This window comes from Streptomyces sp. NPDC088261 (assembly GCF_044740805.1).
Taxonomy (GTDB): domain Bacteria; phylum Actinomycetota; class Actinomycetes; order Streptomycetales; family Streptomycetaceae; genus Streptomyces.
The window spans coordinates 134,978-152,581 of record NZ_JBIURL010000017.1 but is presented as its reverse complement, the minus strand read 5'-3'; the positions used below and the strand labels follow the sequence as shown (position 1 = coordinate 152,581).

Genomic DNA, 17,604 nt, shown 5'->3' with positions numbered 1-17,604 from the left:
CGCCCCGCGCCCGCCTCAGGACTTCTTGCGGAACTTGGCCACCGCCAGCGGCATCGAGACCAGCGTGATCCCCGCCGACCACGCCAGCGTCATCCACACCGAGTGCCCGAGCGGCTGGTCGTTGATCAGGCTCCGGGCCGCGTCCGCCAGGTTCGACAGCGGGTTGTAGTCCGTGAAGGCCTGGAGCCAGCCCGGCATCGTGGACGGCGGGGCGAAGATCGAGGAGCCGAACTGCAACGGCATCAGGACGAGCATCGCCGTCCCCTGGACCGCCTGCGCCGTCTTCATCGTCAGCCCCAGCAGGATGAAGATCCACATCAGCGAGGCGCCGAACACCGTGGACAGCCCGATCGCCGCGAACAGGTCGAGCACCGAGGACTTGATCTCCAGACCGAGCAGGAAGCCCATGCCGAGCAGGATGGCCGTGGCGACCAGCATCCGGCCCATCTCCACGACGATCTTCGCGATGAGGACCGACGAGCGCGCTATCGGCATCGTACGGAACCGGTCCATGACCCCCTTGCGGAAGTCGTCGTTCACACCGGTGCCGACGGCCATGGCGATGTTCATGCCCATCATCGCCATCAGGCCCGGGATCACGTAGTTGACGTACTCGCCCCGGCTCCCGCCGAGGCTCGCGCCCACGGAGCCGCCGAAGACGTACACGAACAGCAGCGTGAAGATGATCGGCATCAGCAGGACGTCGAACATCGACTCCGGGTCCTGCTTGATCTGGAGCGCGTTGCGGCGCACGAGCGCGCCGATGTGCCGCAGATTCGCCCGCAGTCCGATCCGGGCGTCGTCCACGACACCGGCCGAGGCGGCGCGCGGCAGCCGGTCGCCCGGTCCGGCGGCCGGCGTCCCGGGGGTGGATGTGGGCAGCGTGGTGGTGCTCATGCGGCGACCTCCTCGGGTGTCGTGCCGGTGCCGGCATCGGTGGTGCTGGTGGTGTCGTCGGAGAGGGAGGTCTTCTGGCCGGTGATGGCCAGGAACACCTCGTCCAGGCTGGGCAGATGGGTCCCGATGTTGGCGATGCCGAAGCCGCGCTCGCCCAGCAGGCCTATCACCGCGGTCAGTTGCTCGTCGCTCAGGATGGCCACCTGCACCAGCCCCTCGGCCGGATCGGCCTGGGCGCCGGCCAGGCCGACCAGTCCGCTGTCGGTGAGCGCCTGCGCCATGGGGGCGAGTTGGGCCGGATCGGCCGGGCGGATCTGGAGCGTACGGCCGCCGACCCGCGCCTTCAGCTCGTCCACGCCGCCGCTGGCGATGATGCGGCCCCGGTCGATGACCGTCAGCTCGTTCGCCAGCTGCTCGGCCTCTTCCATGTACTGGGTGGTGAGCAGGACCGTCGCCCCCTCCGCGACCATTCGCTGCACCTCCTCCCAGACCTCGTTACGGGTCCTGGGGTCGAGCCCCGTCGTCGGCTCGTCCAGATACAGCACGGCCGGGCGGCCGATCATCGAGGCGGCCAGGTCGAGCCGGCGGCGCATGCCGCCGCTGTACTGCATCGCGGGCCTCTTCGCGGCCTCGGTGAGCGAGAAGCGCTCCAGCAGCTCGTCGGAGCGGCGGCGGGCGTCCGCGCGGGACAGGTCGAGGAGCCGGCCGATCATGTACAGGTTCTCCCAGCCGGAGAGCTTCTCGTCGACCGAGGCGTACTGACCGGTGAGCCCGATGGTGCGGCGCAGCTGGCGCGGCTGGCGGAGCACGTCGTACCCCGCGACCATGGCGGTGCCCGCGTCCGGCTGGACGAGGGTGGAGAGGATGCGGACGAGCGTCGTCTTGCCGGCGCCGTTGGGCCCGAGCACACCGAGGACGGTGCCCTCGCGGACATCGAGGTCGATGCCGTCCAGGGCCTTCGTGTCGCCGTAGTGCTTGACCAGCCCCCGCACCTCGACGGCGTTGCCGCTGCGGCCGCCGTTGGGGTTCTTGTCGATTCGCGTCATGTCCCTATGGGACCAGGTGCCACCGACAACGCGCCGACAGATTCCCGACAGGCGCCCGGCGCGCGGCCGACATTCCGCCGACAGAAACGTTCCGCCTCGGCGACCATGCGTCCCCGGGCACGCAACAGCCCGCCGACGGGGGAAGATCGGCGGGCCGTCGCTCGTGCGGCAGTGGCTAGTGGAAGGTGTGCTCCTCCTGCGGGAACGTCCCGCCGACGACCTCGTCGGCGAACGCCTTCGCCGCGTCCCCGAGGGTCTGGCGGAGGTTCACGTACTGCTTGGTGAAGCGCGGCACCTTGCCGCCGGTCAGTCCCACCATGTCGGTGTAGACGAGGACCTGCGCGTCCGTCTCGATCCCCGCGCCTATCCCGATCGTCGGGATGTGCAGGATGCGGGTGACCTCGGCGGCCAGCTCGGCGGGCACCAGCTCCAGCACCACGGCGAAGGCGCCCGCGTCCTGGACGGCCTTGGCGTCGCGCAGCATCTGCTGGGCGGCCTCCTCGCCGCGGCCCTGCACCCGGTAGCCCAGGGTGTTGACGGACTGCGGGGTGAGCCCGATGTGGCCCATGACCGGGATGCCGGCCTGCACCAGCAGCTCGATCTGGCTGTGGGAGCGCTCGCCGCCCTCCAGCTTGACCGCGCCGACCCCCGCGTCCTTCAGCAGGCGCGTGGCGCTGCGCAGGGCCTGGACGGGCCCTTCCTGGTACGAGCCGAAGGGGAGGTCCGCGACGATCAGGGCGCGCTTCGTGCCCCGTACGACGGCGGCGGAGAGCATCGTCATCTCGTCGAGCGTGACCGGCACGGTCGTCTCGTACCCGAGGTGGACGTTGCCCATGGAGTCGCCGACCAGCATGACCGGGATGCCCGCCTCGTCGAAGACGGAGGCCGTCATCGCGTCGTAGGCGGTGAGCATCGGCCACTTCTCGCCGCGCTCCTTGGCGGCGGAGAGGTCGTGCACGGTGACGCGGCGGGAGCTCGTACCGCCGTAGAGGGTTTTGGTGCCGTCTCCGGGGCGTCCCGCGGGAGCGGCCTGATTCTTCGGCCGGTTCTGCTGATCCCGCTCTTCCCGCTGATTCCGCGGTTCCTGCTGATCCTGCTGGTTGTGCGCAGCCTGAGCAGTCATGGCCAATGGCCCTTTCGTCATCTCGAGGCACCCTGACGGCGTCCCCGGACCACACCCATGGTGGCATCCCGGAGCGGTCCACGGGAAGTGGGACCCCGGGCGGCCTCGGGTAAAGACTTTCCAATACGAGACGGTCTCGTATCGAAATGACGTTACGCTGCTGGTCATGTCCACACCTTCCGGCGCGCCGGCCGCCGCCGCAGCCTCCCATGTCCCCGAAGCCGTCCACCGCCGCCGCTGGGCGATCCTGGGTGTCCTCATGTTCAGCCTGCTCATCGTCGTGCTGGACAACTCGATCCTGAACGTCGCGGTCAAGACCATCGCCGCCCCCGCGCCCGAGGGCATCGGCGCCACCCAGAGCGAGCTCGAATGGGCGATCAACAGCTACACGCTGGTCTTCGCCGGGCTGCTCTTCACCGCCGGACTCCTCGGCGACCGCGTCGGCCGCAAGAAGGTACTGCTCTTCGGCATCGCCGTCTTCGGCACCGGCTCGGCGCTCGCCGCGATGTCCGGCTCACCGGCCGAACTGATCGGCTACCGCGCCCTGATGGGCTTCGGCGCGGCGTTCGTGATGCCCGCCACCCTCGCCGTCCTGATGAACGTCTTCGAGCGCGACGAGCAGCCCAAGGCGATCGGCATCTGGGCGGGCAGCGTCGGCCTCGGCATAGCCATCGGCCCCATCACCGGCGGTCTGCTGCTGGAGCACTTCTGGTGGGGCTCGATCTTCCTGGTCAACGTGCCCGTGGCGGTCGTGGCGCTGATCGCGATGGTGCTGCTGGTGCCGGACTCCCGGGATCCCCGGCCGGGCAAGCTCGACCCGGTGGGCGTGGTGCTGTCGATCATCGGACTGGTCCTGCTGGTGTACGGCATCATCCGCGGCGGCGAGCTGGCCGACTTCACCGAGGTCTCGGTGCTGGCGCCGCTGCTGGGCGGGGTCGCCGTCCTGGCCGGCTTCGTGTGGCACGAGAAGCGCAGCAGCCACCCGGCGATCGACGTCACGTACTTCAAGAAGCCGGCGTTCGCCGCCGCCGTGGCCGCGATCGCGCTGGTGTTCTTCGCGCTGATGGGCGTCACGTTCTTCTCGGCGTTCTACCTCCAGAGCGTGCGCGGCTACAGCGCGCTCCAGTCCGGCCTGCTGATCGTGCCGCTCGCCGCCGCCCAGATGATCTTCGCGCCCCGCGCGCGGCTGGTCGTCGACCGGTTCGGCGCCCGGGTCGTCTGCACGGCGGGCATGGTGCTGGTGGCCGGCGGCCTGGCGGCGTTCGCCCTGTTCACGGCGGGCACGCCGGTGTGGGTGCTGTGCGTCGACTACTTCGTGCTCGGTACGGGCATGGCCCACATCATGCCGCCGGTGACCGTGGCGATCATGCAGGCGCTGCCCCGCGAGAAGGCCGGCTCGGGCTCGGCGATCAACAACACCTTCCGCCAGGTGGGCGGCGCGCTGGGCGTCGCGGTCCTGGGGTCGGTGCTGTCCGCCACGTACCGCGGCGACATCGAGAGCCACCTCGGCGCGCTCCCGGCGGGGGCGCGGGACGCGGCGGGGGAGTCGATCGAGGCGACGCTGACGGTCGCGGGCAAGCTGGGGCCGGCGGGCGGCCCGCTGGTCGAGTCGGCGCACGACGCGTTCCTGCACGCGATGCACCTGACCGCGCTCGGCTCGGCGGCGGTGGCGCTGATCGGGGTGGCGGTGGTCGCGCTGTTCCTGCCGGGGCGCGCTCCGGCGGAGAAGCCCACCCGGTCGGACCGCCCCTCGAACCGGGAGCCGGCGGCCCGCAACTGACGGGCGGCGGTACGGGACCGGCCGGGGGCGGTTCGCGATTGGACGGCGGCGGTACGCGGCTGCCGGCGGGCGGCTGATGACGGCGGCGGTACGGGGCTGACGCCGTCGGCGCGCGCGGTACGGCGACCGGCGGCCATGTCCGCGCCGGTGGGCGAGAATCGGGGGCCGGACGGGGGTTGGGCCGGGCCCGGGGACGGGCCCGGCGGCGAGAGGTGGCGTACGTGCGGGACCAGGAGTACGAACAGGGCGCCGAGCACCGGCGCGGACGCCCCCGGAGCGAGGCGGCCGAACGGGCCATCCTGGACGCCGTCGTGTCCCTCCTGGAGGAGGGCGTGCCCCTCGGCACGCTCTCCATCGAGCGCATCGCGCGTACGGCCGGCGTCGGCAAGGCCACCATCTACCGGCGCTGGCAGGGCAAGGAGGCACTCTTCGTGGACGTCGTACGGGACATGGAGCCCCCCGAGCCCACCCTCCCCGGCACGTCCGCCCTCGCGGACCTCAGGGCCCTGCTGGAGTCCCTGCGCACGCGCGGCCTCGCCCAGCGCTCCTCGGCGCTCCTCCACAACGTCTTCGCGGAGATGAAGAGCCGGCCCGCGCTGTGGGCCGAGTACCGCAGGCTCGTCATCGAACCCCGCCACGAGGCGACGCTCGCGGTGCTCCACCGCGCCGTCGCCGAGGGGGAGTTGCGCGACGACGTCCCGGTCGACCTGATGTACGACCTGCTGGCCGGCGCCATGCTCGTACGGACGTTGCACCGCCCGGACGCGCCGCTGCCCGAGGATCTGGCCGAGCAGATCATCGCGGCGGCGATGGGCGGCATCGGCCCGCTCGGGGCGTGACGCCGGTACGGCGTACGGCGCCCCGATCGCCGGTCGCCCACGTGACGTTCGCAACACCACAATCGTGCGGGTTCTGTCACAACCGGTCGTGATCCGCCCGTGATCGGAACCCCTCCGCGCGCCGGTTTCGTCCTCGTGGCAGTACGGCCGTCCCGGACGGCAGAGAAAGCGCCCGCGTATCCCCTAGGGTCGGGGGCGGGCGTGCACGGCAAGGCAGTGAGGGCAGCGGACATGACGCAGGAGTACACGGCGGAGTCGGTGGAGACCGGCGCGGACGCGGAACACCAGCGCGCGGGTGCGGGAGCCCGGGTCCGGAACGTGCTGTCCCGATGGCGTGATGGCCGGAACGTCTGGCGGCGCGGCATCGTCCTCGCCGTTCTCGCCGTCCTGGCCTCGCTGTTGATGATCCTGCACGCGCAGATCCCCAACCGCATCGGCAACCTGGGCAGCCTCACCGAAACCTTCCTGCCCTGGCTGGGCCTGGTCATTCCGGTGATCCTCGTCCTCGCCCTCCTGCGCAGGTCCGCGACCGCGCTGATCGCCCTCCTCCTGCCCGCCGTCGTCTGGGTCAACCTCTTCGGCGGCCTCCTCGCCGACAAGTCGGGCGGGGGCGGCGACTTCACCGTCGCCACGCACAACGTCAACGCGGAGAACCCCGATCCGGCGGGCACCGCGCGCGAGGTCGCGGAGGCCGGGGCGGACGTCCTCGCCTTGGAGGAGCTGACCGAGACCGACGTACCGACGTACGAGAAGGCGCTGGCGGGGACGTACAAGTACCACTCCGTGCAGGGCACGGTCGGCCTGTGGAGCAAGTACCCGATGTCCGGCACCCGTCCCGTCGACATCCGGCTGGGCTGGGTCCGCGCGATGCGGTCCACGATCACCACGCCCGAGGGGCAGGTCGGCGTGATCGTGGCGCACCTGCCGTCCGTACGGGTCAAGCTGCACGCCGGCTTCACCGCCAACCAGCGCGACAACAGCGCGGACGCGCTCGGCGTGGCCATCAGCCGCGAGCCCGTCGGCCGGGTCATCCTGCTCGGCGACCTGAACGGCACGATGAACGACCGCTCCCTGAACGCCGTCACGTCCCAGATGCGCTCCACGCAGGGGGCGGCGGGGGACGGGTACGGGTTCAGCTGGCCGGCCTCGTTCCCGATGGCGCGCATCGACCAGATCATGGTGAAGGGCATCGAGCCGACGGCGTCCTGGACCCTGCCGAGGACGGACAGCGACCATCTGCCGGTGGCGGCGCGGGTGGAGCTGCGGGCGGGCTGAGACGCGGACCTGGTCCCCGGTCCGGAACCGGGCGTTCATCCGCTGGTCCATCGGCCGGTTCATCCGCGGGAAGAAAACGTCTGAGAGACTTTGTTCAGTCGAGGTACTTACTAGGGCGTGTCCGCCGAGTACTCACCGAACGCGTCCTCACCCACTCCCTTCTTCCCCGGAAAGGCTCTCCCCCCATGCCTTTGGCGCTGCTGGCCCTCGCTGTGAGTGCCTTCGGCATCGGCACGACCGAGTTCGTGATGATGGGCCTGCTGCCCAACGTCGCGGACGATCTCGGTACCTCCGTGCCCACCGCCGGCCATCTCGTGTCCGCGTACGCGATCGGGGTGGTCCTCGGCGCCCCGCTCCTCACCGCCGTCGGGTCCCGGATCCCGCGCAAGCGGATGCTCCTGCTCCTCATGGGGTTCTTCGTCGTCGGCAACCTCGCCTCCGCGCTCGCCCCGGGCTTCGGCTGGCTGCTGGCGGGCCGGCTGCTCGCCGGGCTGCCGCACGGCGCGTTCTTCGGGGTCGGCGCGGTGGTCGCGTCGCGGCTGGTGGAGGAGGGGCGGCAGGCGCGGGCGGTGGCGACGATGTTCCTGGGCCTGACCGTCGCCAACATCGTGGGGGTCCCGGCGGCGACGCTGCTGGGACAGCACCTGGGCTGGCGCGCCACGTTCCTGGTCGTGACCGTGATCGGCCTGGTGGCGCTGGTCGCGCTGGCGCGGCTCGTCCCGTACGTACCGGTCGACGCGCACCAGAGCCTCGGGCGCGAGCTGCGCGCCCTGGGGAACCGTCAGGTGCTGCTCGGCCTCGCCACGGCGGTCTTCGGCTTCGCGGGGGTCTTCGCGGTGTACTCGTACCTCGCCTCGATGACCACCGAGGTCATGGGCTTCGGGGAGTCGTCGGTGACGGTGGTCCTGGCGCTGTTCGGCATCGGCATGACGCTGGGCGCGCTGGCGGCGGGCCCGCTGACGGACCGGGCGCTGCGGCCGACACTGTACGGGTCGCTCGCCACGCTCGCGGTGGTGCTGGTCGCGTTCCGCTTCACGGCGCACGTGCGGTGGGCGGCGCTGGTGACGGTGGTGGTGCTGGGGGCGGTGGGCTTCCTGACGACGACGCCGCTCCAGATGCTGGTCATGCGAAAGGCGAAGGACGCCCCGACGCTGGCCTCGGCGTCCAACCACTCGGCCTTCAACCTCGCGAACGCGGGCGGCGCGTGGCTGGGCGGCGCGGCGATCGCGGCGGGCTGGGGCTGGATGTCGCCGACGCTGGTGGGGGCGGTGCTGGCGGTACTGGGCCTGACGATAGCCCTGACAGCGGGCCACCTGGACACCCCCGATCCCACGCCCGCGTCCCGCGTGGTGGCGGAGGGCACCCCCCACCCCCGCGAACGCCTCACCACGCCCTGACGCCCCGTCCCCCTGCTGTCCTCAATCGCCGGACGGGCTTCAAGGTCCCCCCCGGGCCGTCAGTGTGACGCGGCCACGCCCGGCGCTTCCGTCCTCAATCGCCGGACGGGCTCCAGGGGGCCGCGCCCCCCGTCAAGTTGACGCGGTCACACCTGCCGCCTCCGTCCTCAATCGCCGGACGGGCTGAAAACGCGCCCGAGAAAACGGGCGCAGCCACCCCCAGCCCGTCCGGCGTTTGAGGACGGCCCGGCATCCGGACGGATCCGCGCTCAACGTCTCGTCCCGGCCGACGTCCCGGCGCAAGAGGTCCCGCCGAAGGCCGTGCGCGGCCACCTCCAGCCCGTCCGGCGCTTGAGGACAAGACCGCAACCGGGGACGGACCCGGGCTTCGCCCGCGGGCCTGGCGCACCCCGCCCCGCCGCAGCCCGCGCGCGGCCACCTCCCAGCACCTCCAGCCCGTCCGGCGTTTGAGGACGAACCGGTATCCGGACGGATCCGCGCCCAACGTCCCGCCCCAGCCAACGTCCAGGCGCCAGACGTCCCGCCCCAGGCCGTGAGCGCGGCCGCATCCAGCCCGTCCGGCGCTTGAGGACAAAGTCCGCACCCGGGTGGGCCCGGGCGGGGGGCCCGGCTCAGGTTGAGGGGGACTCCCGCCAGCGGTTCGTGATCGGGAGGCGGCGGTCCTTGCCGAAGCCCTTTGCCGAGATCTTCGTCCCCGGCGGGTACTGCCGCCGCTTGTACTCCGCCACGTCCACCATCCGCAGCGTCCGCGTCACCAGCTCCTCCTCGAACCCGGCCGCGACAATGCCGTCCTTGCCCGTGTCCCGGTCCACGTAGAGCTCCAGGATCCGGTCCAGGACGTCGTAGTCCGGCAGCGAGTCCGTGTCGACCTGGCCAGGACGCAGCTCCGCGCTCGGCGGCTTGCTGATCGAGTTCTCCGGGATCGGCGGCGTCTGCCCCCGCTCCTCCGCCGCGCGGTTGCGCCACCGCGCCAGCCGGAACACGGTCGTCTTGTAGACGTCCTTGATCGGCCCGTACGCGCCGACCGAGTCCCCGTACAGCGTCGAATACCCCACCGCAAGCTCGGACTTGTTGCCCGGCGCGAGCACGATCTGGCCCTCCTGGTTGGACACCGCCATCAGCGTCGTCCCGCGCAGCCGCGACTGGAGGTTCTCCTCCGCCAGACCCGTCAGCCCCAGCGCGTCCATGTACGCGTCGAACATCGGCTCGATGACCACCGTGCGCAGGTGGAGGCCGGTACGGCGGGCCAGTTCGGCCGCGTCGTCCTTCGAGTGGTCCGAGGAGTACTTGGACGGCATGGAGATGCCGTACACGTTCTCCGCCCCCACCGCGTCGCACGCGATCGCCGCGACCAGCGCCGAGTCGATGCCCCCGGAGAGCCCGATCAGGACGGACCGGAAGCCGTTCTTCGCCGCGTACGCGCGCAACCCCACCACCAGCGCCGAGTAGATCTCCTCGTCGTCCTCCAGCCGCTCCGCGTACCCGCCGGACAGCTCACGCTCGTACGCCGGCAGCGGCTCCTCGGAGAGGACCACGTGGTCGATCACCAGCCCGTCGTCCACCACACCCGACGGCGGCACCGCGGGCGCGGCCGGCAGGTCGAGGTCGAGCACCACACAGCCCTCCGCGAACTGCGGCGCACGCGCCACGACTTCGCCGTCCTTGTCCACGACGATCGAGTCCCCGTCGAAGACCAGCTCGTCCTGCCCGCCGATCATCGCGACGTACGCCGTGGTGCAGCCGGCCTCCTGGGCGCGCTTGCGCACCAGGTCCAGGCGGGTGTCGTCCTTCTCCTTCTCGTACGGAGAGGCGTTGATGGAGATCAGCAGTCCGGCACCGGCCGAGCAGGTCGCCGGGACCCGCCCGCCGTCCTGCCAGAGGTCCTCGCAGATCGCCAGCGCGATGTCGACGCCGTGGACCCGTACGACGGGAAGGGTGTTGCCCGGCACGAAGTACCGGAACTCGTCGAACACCCCGTAGTTCGGCAGGTGGTGCTTGGCGAACGTCAGCACCACCTCCCCGCCGAACAGCACCGCGCCCGCGTTCTGCGGCGCGCCCGCGGGCTGGCCGTACCGGGGCTGGGCCTTCTCGGACCGGTCGAGGTAGCCGACGATCACCGGCCGCCCGCCGAAGCCCTCGGCGTCCAGGCGGCCCGCGAGGGCGCGCAGGGCGTCCCGGGACGCCTCGACGAAGGACGACCGCAGGGCGAGGTCCTCGACGGGGTAGCCGGTCAGCACCATCTCGGGGAACGCGATGACATGCGCTCCCTGCTCGACGGCGTGCCGGGTCCAGTGCACGATCGCCTCGGCATTCGCGGCGAGATCGCCGACGGTCGAGTCGATCTGATTCAGAGCGAGGCGTAGTTGAGGCACGGTGTCAGTGTAATCGTCTTTCTGACGCGATGTCGTGCGGGGAGGGGCGGGTGTGGCCGGTCCCACTCGGGTGGCCGGTCCCACTCCGGTGGCCGGTCCCACTCCGGCGGGGGTGGGCGTTCCGCCTCCGCGCCGGGCGGGCCGGTCACGTACCGTACGAAGATCTCAGCCGTGTCCGGGCGGGGCACGGGGACCTCAGCCCCGCGCGTACACCTGCTCCACCCACGCGCCCATCTGCGCCTCGGTCAGGTGCCCGGCCAGGTCCGCCTCGCTGATCATCCCGACCAGCCGCTTGTCCTGGATGACCGGGAGCCGGCGGATCTGGTGGGTCTGCATCTCCCGGAGCACCTCGCCCACGTCCGCGTCCGAGTCGATCCAGCGCGGAGTGCCCTGGGCGAGATCGCCCGCGGTGATCTTCGACGGGTCGTGGCCCCTCGCCACACAGTCGACGACGATGTCGCGGTCCGTGAGGATGCCCGCGAGCCGTTCCTGCTCGTCGGCGATGAGCAGCGACCCGACCTCCTTCTCGCGCATGAGCTGTGCGGCGCGGTCGAGGGTCTCGTGGGCGGGGATCCACTGGGCCCCCGGGTGCATGATGTCCTTGGCGGTGGTCATGGGGTCGTACCTCCTGCGTGTCCTGGCCGTACTCCCCGAGCCACACACCATTCTCCGGGGGCGGTCCGGATGACGCGACCGCGACCGTACGGAGGACCGCGCAGGCGACCGTACGGGGCCGGGCGGACGAGGAAGAAGCCCCCCGTCCGCCCCCCGCCCGCCCCGCGACACCGCGCCGCCGTCACGCCCGGGGCTTCGCCCCCCGCTCCTTCAGCAGGTCCGCCATCAGCCGTATCTCCGACTCCTGCGCCGTGACCATGCCCTGCGCGAGGTCACGCTCCGTACCGGCCGCGCACAGATCGACACATCCCCGCGCCATCATCACGCCACCCTTGTGGTGGTCGGTCATGAGCTGGAGATACAGCACCTCGGCCGCCTTGCCGCGCGCCTTGCGCAGCCGCTCCAGCTCCGCCGTGGTGGCCATGCCCTCCATCAGCGCGCCGTCGTGCGGCGTGAACATGGCGTGCCCGGTGCCCATCCGCAGGTCCATCGGCATCCACGCCATCGGCTCCGCGCCCGACTCGACCTTCGGCAGCTTCCACAGGTCGAGCCAGCCCAGCAGCATCCCGCGCTGGTTCGCCTGGGTGTTGGCGATGTCGTACGCCAGCCGGCGCACGTCCTCGTCGTCCGTGCCGTCCCGGACGATGAAGGACATCTCCACCGCCTGCTGGTGGTGGAGCGCCATGTCACGCGCGAAGCCCGCGTCCGGCGAACCCGCCGAGGGGGTACGGGGGCCTCCCGCGCCGTCGTCCCGGCCGGCGGAGGCCACCGTCGCCGCGCCGGCGAAGAGCAGCGCCAGCACGACGGCCGCGATCGCCGCCCACTGCGTACGGTTCACCGAGGCCACGACCCCGAGCCTCACTGCGCGCCCATTCCACCCGTGCAGGCGGCGCCCGGCTCGGGGGTCTGCGGGCCCTGTACGTACTTCGTGAGGAACTGGTTGACCCGCGGGTCCGACGCCTTGTCGACCGTGAGCTGCTTGCCCCACGCGCTCAGCATGATCGTGCCGGCCTGGTCCTTGTACGGGCTCAGCAGCGTGTAGGAGGTCTTCTCGACCTTGTCGGTCAGCGTCTTGACGTCGTCGTCCGAGGCCTTGTCGTTGTACGTGACCCAGACCGCGCCGTGCTCCAGCGAGTGCACCGCGTTCATGTCCGGTATCGCGTCCTTGTAGACGTTCCGGTCGCAGTTCATCCAGACCTGGTTGTGGTCACCGCCGACCGGCGGCTTCATCGGGTACTTGACCGCTTCGGTGACGTGGTTACGGGTCAGCTTCTTGGCGTCCCAGGTCTTCTCGCCCTTCACGGGCTCCTTGGCGGCGGCCTGTTCCTGTTCCTTCTGGTCGGACTCCTTGTTCAGGATCACGGCGCCGAAGGCGACGAGACCCGCGACGACGACGGCGCTCACCGAGATGGTGATGATGCGACTGCGCCGCTCGCGGGCCTGCTCGGCGCGGCGCATCTGCTCTATTCGGGCCTTGCGCTCGGCGGACTGGGACTTGGAAGCCATGGTGTCTGTCCTTCTGGGGGTGACTGCGTACGTACGTGACGGGTGGCGGTGATCTCGGGAGCCCGCGCGCGCCGGGGCGCCGGGTTCCCGGCTGGGCTGCGTCGTGGACTACGTCCGCAGTACTTGAAGGACGTGGAGGTCGGGCGCGCGGGCCCGCGCACCGGGGCGGGGGAGCCGGCTATCGGGGGCCGCCGGCTCGACCTGTGCGTGCGGGACTCCGGCGGCCGGCGGGGCGGCCGGCGGCGGTACGGTGAGCACGGCCGGGCTCAGGTGCGGGAAGTATCCGCAGTCGTTGCCGTCGTACGGGCAGCTGTACCGTGCCACGGGCTCGTTCACGGGGGTGAAGGGGGCGGCGGCGCGGTGGTGGCTCTCCCAGCCGGTGCCCCGGGCGGAGTCCCCGGCGGGGCCGTTGACGGCACCCAGACAGACGAAGAGCGCGGCGAACAGCGTCGCCACGGCACTCAGCAGTGCCATGGGACGCGTGATGCGCGTGCGGCGGGCTCCCCCCATGAGCGCAGATCGTAGTGCGTACCACCCCGGTAGCAGCAGTGCGGAGCCGCTTCCGGCCGGGGATCGGGCCGACGGGCCCACCCGTTGCGGTACGAACCGGGCGCGGGCGCGGTACAAAGAGGCATGGCCGACCGAGCAGAGCCACCACGCCGAGCCGAGGAGCGGCCGGATCCGGGCGGCGACCCGATGGCCGACCGGGCTGCCGCGCCAGCCGCCGGTGGGACCGCTAAACCGGCCGACCGGGCTGCCGCGCCGGCCGCCGGTGGGGCCGCTGAACCGGCCGCCGACCCGGCCGCAGACCTGGCCGCCGATCGGACCGCCGCGCCGACTGCTGATCCGGCCGCCGACGGGACCGCCGACCCGACCCCCGCGCCGGCCGCCGACCCCCGCGAGGCGGTCCCCGGGGACGTCGACGCGGTGACGCACGCCGTGCTCGCCGCCTCCCGGCTGCTCGTCGCCATCTCCGCACGCGCGCTGGCGGCGGTCCCGGACCGGGTGACCCTCCCGCAGTACCGGCTGCTGGTGGTCCTCGACACCCACGGCGACGCCAAGCTCGTGGAGGTCGCCGAGCTGCTCGGCGTGAACCCCTCGACCGCCATGCGCATGCTGGACCGGCTGATCGCGGCGGGCCTCGCCGCCCGGCGGAGCAACCCGGCCAGCCGCCGTGAGACCCTGCTGCGGCTCACGCCGGACGGCAGGCGGCTGGTGGACGGGGTCTCGGCCGCCCGCCGCCGCGAGATCACGGCCATCGTCGAACGGCTGCCACCCGGACAGCGCGCCGATCTGGTCACGGCGCTGACGGCGTTCACCGAGGCGGGCGGGGAACCTCCGGCTCCGGTCGGGGACTCGGAGCCGTACCCCCTGGGCTGGTCGGACACCCACACGAGGCAGAGCGACGACCGACCCCACCACCGGACCGACGACCGACCCGACGACCGCCCCCACCACCGGCCCGACGACCGGACCGACGGCTGAGGCGACGAGCGGCCGACGGCCGGACCGGGGGACCGACCGGCCGCCGGAGGTACCGGCGTACCCGCCGAACAGGCACTATGGGCAGAGACCCGTACATCCGCGCGACGGAAGGCGTTGGACCGGGGTTCGCAACGCGCCGGAAATCGTGTGGTGGGATGCTCGTGTGCCCCAACGTGCCCCTCGGCATGGGAGCAGGTGGCCTGACCAGCAAGGATGGGTAGGACAGCGATATGGACAAGCAGCAGGAATTTGTGCTCCGCACACTGGAGGAGCGCGACATCCGCTTCGTGCGCCTTTGGTTCACCGACGTGCTCGGCTTCCTGAAGTCGGTCGCCGTGGCGCCCGCCGAGCTGGAGCAGGCCTTCGACGAGGGCATGGGATTCGACGGCTCGGCGATCGAGGGCTTCGCCCGCGTGTACGAGTCGGACATGATCGCCAAGCCCGACCCGGGCACCTTCCAGATCCTGCCCTGGCGCGCGGAGGCCCCCGGCACGGCGCGGATGTTCTGCGACATCCTGATGCCCGACGGCTCGCCGTCCTTCGCCGACCCGCGGTACGTCCTCAAGCGGATGCTCGCCAAGACCTCGGACCTGGGTTTCACCTTCTACACCCACCCCGAGATCGAGTTCTTCCTGCTGAAGGACAAGCCGCTGGACGGCTCGCGCCCCACCCCCGCCGACAACTCCGGCTATTTCGACCACACGCCCCAGAACGTCGGCATGGACTTCCGCCGCCAGGCGATCACCATGCTCGAATCCATGGGAATCTCGGTGGAGTTCAGCCACCACGAGGGCGCGCCGGGACAGCAGGAGATCGACCTCCGTTACGCGGACGCGCTCTCCACGGCCGACAACATCATGACGTTCCGTCTGGTGATGAAGCAGGTCGCGCTGGAGCAGGGCATCAACGCCACCTTCATGCCCAAGCCCTTCTCGGAGTACCCGGGTTCGGGCATGCACACCCACCTCTCCCTCTTCGAGGGCGACCGCAACGCGTTCTACGAGTCCGGCTCGGAGTACCAACTCTCCAAGGTCGGCCGCTCGTTCATCGCCGGCCTGCTCAAGCACGCCGCCGAGATCTCGGCCGTCACCAACCAGTGGGTCAACTCGTACAAGCGCATCTGGGGCGGCTCCACCCGCACCGCGGGCTCGGGCGGCGAGGCTCCCTCGTACATCTGCTGGGGCCACAACAACCGCTCCGCGCTGATCCGGGTCCCGATGTACAAGCCCGGCAAGACCGGCTCGGCCCGCGTGGAGGTCCGCTCGATCGACTCCGGCGCCAACCCCTACCTGACCTACGCGGTCCTCCTCGCGGCGGGCCTCAAGGGCGTGGAGGAGGGCTACGAACTCCCGGCCGGCGCCGACGACGACGTCTGGGCCCTCTCCGACGCCGAACGCCGCGCGATGGGCATCGAACCCCTCCCGCAGAACCTCGGCGAGGCGATCTCCCTGATGGAACGCAGCGAACTAGTCGCGGAAACCCTCGGCGAACACGTCTTCGACTTCTTCCTCCGCAACAAGAAGCAGGAGTGGGAGGAATACCGCAGCGAGGTAACGGCCTTCGAACTCCGCAAAAACCTCCCGGTCCTGTAACCCTGTTCCAGCAGCTATATCCCATGTGTCTGACGACTACGGGCCGAGAGTGCTGAACTCTCGGACCGTACCGTCGGACCTTGCCGTCATGATCCGGGTGTGATTGATACGGCGGTGGACTTTCACCGAGAACGGGCGGCTTGAGCTTCCGCTTCTGGTCGACGTCGCCTCAGCGTATGAGTCCGGGCCGCGGGGGCGTCCAGCGGACACCCGGTAGAGCGCGGCGAGTCCCAGACCTGCGGCTGCGGCTCTCAGATCCGATCGTGGCGGCCTTTTTCAGGCGTCGTCCAGATGGTGGAGCCTCACATCGAGATCCGAAACTGGCGTCCAGGTAAATGATCTGCCCGCGCGCCGCTTCAAGAACAGCTCGCGGCTCTCAAGCCCGATCAAATCCTGTCGAGCTGTTTCGTAGGCAACATTGTGACTGCTCATATGAGATTGAGCGGTCACCGATGCGCCTGGATTTTTCAGCGCATAATCCAGGAGTGCGATCTGCCGGTGATTGAACGCTTCGGCCGCACGAGAGATTTTCTTCTGGAGAGCCTTCACCTCTCTGGTCTTTTCTGCAAGGTATTTGTGCAAATTCTCGATCGATCGTCGAAGAACTTGCAGCTGGTAAAGATGGAAATAGGTGAGATCATTTTCGTCGTCTTCGCTGTGTAGGTAACTCCGCGCATAGTCGACCGGTGCATTCTTTAGGATCTGTGAGATTACAACAAACTCGGTCAGCCAATATCCTTGATTCAACATTGACCAATAGAACAGCGCCCGAGCGGTACGGCCGTTCCCGTCCTCGAAGGGATGGTCATAGCCGATCATGAAGTGAATGGTCATTGCTCGAAGGACCGGTGGGACGTAGCCACCTCCATCTAGCTCGCCGTTGGCGAACCGGCACAACCGTGCCACTCTCTCGGGCAGGAGTTCAGCCGGTGGAGGGCTGTGCAGGAGGACTCCGTCGTCGGTGTAGACGCTGACCCGCTCTTCGTTCGGAAGTTGGAACCTTCCGGACGCGCTTGGATTGTCCAGCGTGCCGTCGGTGACGATCCTGTGGATCTCACAGATCAGCTCAGGAGTTAGAGGTCTGTCTCTGATTTCTCCAATCATTCGCATGGCTTGGTAATTATTCACGATCATTCGTTCGTCGCGGGAGCGGGGTGCGCGACCTGCTCGCAGCATTTCCTTCGCGACTCGTCGAGTGGTAGAGGCGCCCTCAAGCTGGCTTGAGTTGATCGCTTCCTCGATAAGTGAATTTACGAGATAGCGATCTCTTGTTCCTGGATTGGTCACCTCTTCGCTGATTGTGATTTTTCCGCTGGCGTCACGGGTGATTTGCTCAAGTGCTTTCAGGATTTTATCCGGGAGGGCAAAGGTAAACGGCTCACCTTTAACGTCTGTGAGGGGGAGGCTGCGACTCATTTGACGGCGGATGAACTTGATGCCGGCCCACCACTCTTTGTGGTTGAGCCCATCCGGCGGGGTCTTGTGCCTGATTTTATCCCACGGGAAATATTCGTCAGCCGGTCCTGCGCCGGGATTTTCAAGGATCAGGGACAGCTTTTCTGGAGTGGTCGCCCTGAACATCCACCGGATGAGCTCATCGGGCTCCGGTGGCGGCATCGGTCGCTTCATGGGGCACTCCTCTCGCGAGTGTCCAGG

At 69.9% G+C, this 17,604-nt stretch carries 15 protein-coding genes; 6 read left to right on the top strand and 9 right to left on the bottom strand.

The annotated features are described in order from the left end of the window. Positions 1 to 15: 15 nt before the first annotated feature. The 3 genes from ACIODU_RS27830 to panB all read right to left on the bottom strand — a co-directional run bounded on the left by ACIODU_RS27830 (position 16) and on the right by panB (position 3,066). Complete coding sequence (locus ACIODU_RS27830; protein ID WP_356432304.1) at positions 16 to 897, bottom strand: ABC transporter permease; 882 nt, start codon at positions 895 to 897, stop codon at positions 16 to 18. Further along, on the bottom strand, positions 894 to 1,943 hold the full coding sequence (locus ACIODU_RS27825) for an ATP-binding cassette domain-containing protein (RefSeq protein ID WP_401770785.1): 1,050 nt from the start codon (positions 1,941 to 1,943) through the stop codon (positions 894 to 896). Before ACIODU_RS27825 ends, ACIODU_RS27830 begins: the two co-directional genes overlap by 4 nt. A gap of 175 nt (positions 1,944 to 2,118) precedes the next feature. Beyond that, the gene (gene panB, locus ACIODU_RS27820) at positions 2,119 to 3,066 is read right to left on the bottom strand and encodes a 3-methyl-2-oxobutanoate hydroxymethyltransferase (protein WP_401770782.1); all 948 of its coding nucleotides are present in this window, start codon (positions 3,064 to 3,066) and stop codon (positions 2,119 to 2,121) included. 166 nt (positions 3,067 to 3,232) lie between these two features. Here panB and ACIODU_RS27815 point away from each other — a divergent pair, with 166 nt between their 5' ends. The 4 genes from ACIODU_RS27815 to ACIODU_RS27800 all read left to right on the top strand — a co-directional run bounded on the left by ACIODU_RS27815 (position 3,233) and on the right by ACIODU_RS27800 (position 8,357). Then, the gene (locus ACIODU_RS27815) at positions 3,233 to 4,846 is read left to right on the top strand and encodes an MFS transporter (protein ID WP_401770779.1); all 1,614 of its coding nucleotides are present in this window, start codon (positions 3,233 to 3,235) and stop codon (positions 4,844 to 4,846) included. 221 nt (positions 4,847 to 5,067) lie between these two features. After that, positions 5,068 to 5,685, top strand: coding sequence for a TetR/AcrR family transcriptional regulator (locus ACIODU_RS27810; protein ID WP_401770776.1), 618 nt, complete (start codon positions 5,068 to 5,070; stop codon positions 5,683 to 5,685). A gap of 231 nt (positions 5,686 to 5,916) precedes the next feature. After that, positions 5,917 to 6,960 (top strand): endonuclease/exonuclease/phosphatase family protein, encoded by a 1,044-nt coding sequence (locus ACIODU_RS27805; protein ID WP_401770773.1) that lies wholly within the window; start codon positions 5,917 to 5,919, stop codon positions 6,958 to 6,960. 185 nt (positions 6,961 to 7,145) lie between these two features. Further along, on the top strand, positions 7,146 to 8,357 hold the full coding sequence (locus ACIODU_RS27800; protein WP_401770771.1) for an MFS transporter: 1,212 nt from the start codon (positions 7,146 to 7,148) through the stop codon (positions 8,355 to 8,357). A gap of 632 nt (positions 8,358 to 8,989) precedes the next feature. On the opposite strand, the gene ACIODU_RS27795 is transcribed toward ACIODU_RS27800, so the two are convergent. The 5 genes from ACIODU_RS27795 to ACIODU_RS27775 all read right to left on the bottom strand — a co-directional run bounded on the left by ACIODU_RS27795 (position 8,990) and on the right by ACIODU_RS27775 (position 13,345). Further along, positions 8,990 to 10,750 carry an NAD+ synthase gene (locus ACIODU_RS27795; protein ID WP_356430374.1) on the bottom strand — a complete coding sequence of 587 codons (1,761 nt, stop codon included), beginning with the start codon at positions 10,748 to 10,750 and terminating at the stop codon, positions 8,990 to 8,992. Between the two features lie 195 nt (positions 10,751 to 10,945). After that, entirely contained in the window at positions 10,946 to 11,365 is a 420-nt protein-coding gene (locus ACIODU_RS27790) for a CBS domain-containing protein (protein WP_401770768.1), read from the bottom strand. 181 nt (positions 11,366 to 11,546) lie between these two features. Then, complete coding sequence (locus ACIODU_RS27785) at positions 11,547 to 12,203, bottom strand: DUF305 domain-containing protein (RefSeq protein WP_401770840.1); 657 nt, start codon at positions 12,201 to 12,203, stop codon at positions 11,547 to 11,549. A 20-nt stretch (positions 12,204 to 12,223) separates the two neighbouring features. Next, a complete protein-coding gene (locus ACIODU_RS27780) occupies positions 12,224 to 12,871 on the bottom strand; it encodes a DUF3105 domain-containing protein (RefSeq protein WP_356430368.1) in 648 nt (215 codons plus the stop codon). Positions 12,872 to 12,979: 108 nt separating this feature from the next. Then, the gene (locus tag ACIODU_RS27775; RefSeq protein WP_401770765.1) at positions 12,980 to 13,345 is read right to left on the bottom strand and encodes a hypothetical protein; all 366 of its coding nucleotides are present in this window, start codon (positions 13,343 to 13,345) and stop codon (positions 12,980 to 12,982) included. Between the two features lie 453 nt (positions 13,346 to 13,798). On the opposite strand from ACIODU_RS27775, the gene ACIODU_RS27770 reads away from it, so the two are divergent. Beyond that, entirely contained in the window at positions 13,799 to 14,356 is a 558-nt protein-coding gene (locus ACIODU_RS27770; protein WP_401770838.1) for a MarR family winged helix-turn-helix transcriptional regulator, read from the top strand. A 230-nt stretch (positions 14,357 to 14,586) separates the two neighbouring features. Further along, positions 14,587 to 15,948 carry a glutamine synthetase family protein gene (locus tag ACIODU_RS27765; protein ID WP_161310949.1) on the top strand — a complete coding sequence of 454 codons (1,362 nt, stop codon included), beginning with the start codon at positions 14,587 to 14,589 and terminating at the stop codon, positions 15,946 to 15,948. Positions 15,949 to 16,224: 276 nt separating this feature from the next. Here ACIODU_RS27765 and ACIODU_RS27760 read toward each other — a convergent pair whose 3' ends face one another. Next, on the bottom strand, positions 16,225 to 17,577 hold the full coding sequence (locus ACIODU_RS27760) for a Fic family protein (RefSeq protein WP_401770762.1): 1,353 nt from the start codon (positions 17,575 to 17,577) through the stop codon (positions 16,225 to 16,227). Positions 17,578 to 17,604: the final 27 nt, after the last annotated feature.

Bases quoted from the DNA above. Each gene is read 5' to 3' on its own strand.
- ACIODU_RS27830 (WP_356432304.1), bottom strand. From the start codon at position 897: ATGAGCACCACCACGCTGCCCACATCCACCCCCGGGACGCCGGCCGCC.
- ACIODU_RS27825 (WP_401770785.1), bottom strand. From the start codon at position 1,943: ATGACGCGAATCGACAAGAACCCCAACGGCGGCCGCAGCGGCAACGCC.
- panB (WP_401770782.1), bottom strand. From the start codon at position 3,066: ATGACTGCTCAGGCTGCGCACAACCAGCAGGATCAGCAGGAACCGCGG.
- ACIODU_RS27815 (WP_401770779.1), top strand. From the start codon at position 3,233: ATGTCCACACCTTCCGGCGCGCCGGCCGCCGCCGCAGCCTCCCATGTC.
- ACIODU_RS27805 (WP_401770773.1), top strand. From the start codon at position 5,917: ATGACGCAGGAGTACACGGCGGAGTCGGTGGAGACCGGCGCGGACGCG.
- ACIODU_RS27800 (WP_401770771.1), top strand. From the start codon at position 7,146: ATGCCTTTGGCGCTGCTGGCCCTCGCTGTGAGTGCCTTCGGCATCGGC.
- ACIODU_RS27790 (WP_401770768.1), bottom strand. From the start codon at position 11,365: ATGACCACCGCCAAGGACATCATGCACCCGGGGGCCCAGTGGATCCCC.
- ACIODU_RS27780 (WP_356430368.1), bottom strand. From the start codon at position 12,871: ATGGCTTCCAAGTCCCAGTCCGCCGAGCGCAAGGCCCGAATAGAGCAG.
- ACIODU_RS27775 (WP_401770765.1), bottom strand. From the start codon at position 13,345: ATGGCACTGCTGAGTGCCGTGGCGACGCTGTTCGCCGCGCTCTTCGTC.
- ACIODU_RS27765 (WP_161310949.1), top strand. From the start codon at position 14,587: ATGGACAAGCAGCAGGAATTTGTGCTCCGCACACTGGAGGAGCGCGAC.
- ACIODU_RS27760 (WP_401770762.1), bottom strand. From the start codon at position 17,577: ATGAAGCGACCGATGCCGCCACCGGAGCCCGATGAGCTCATCCGGTGG.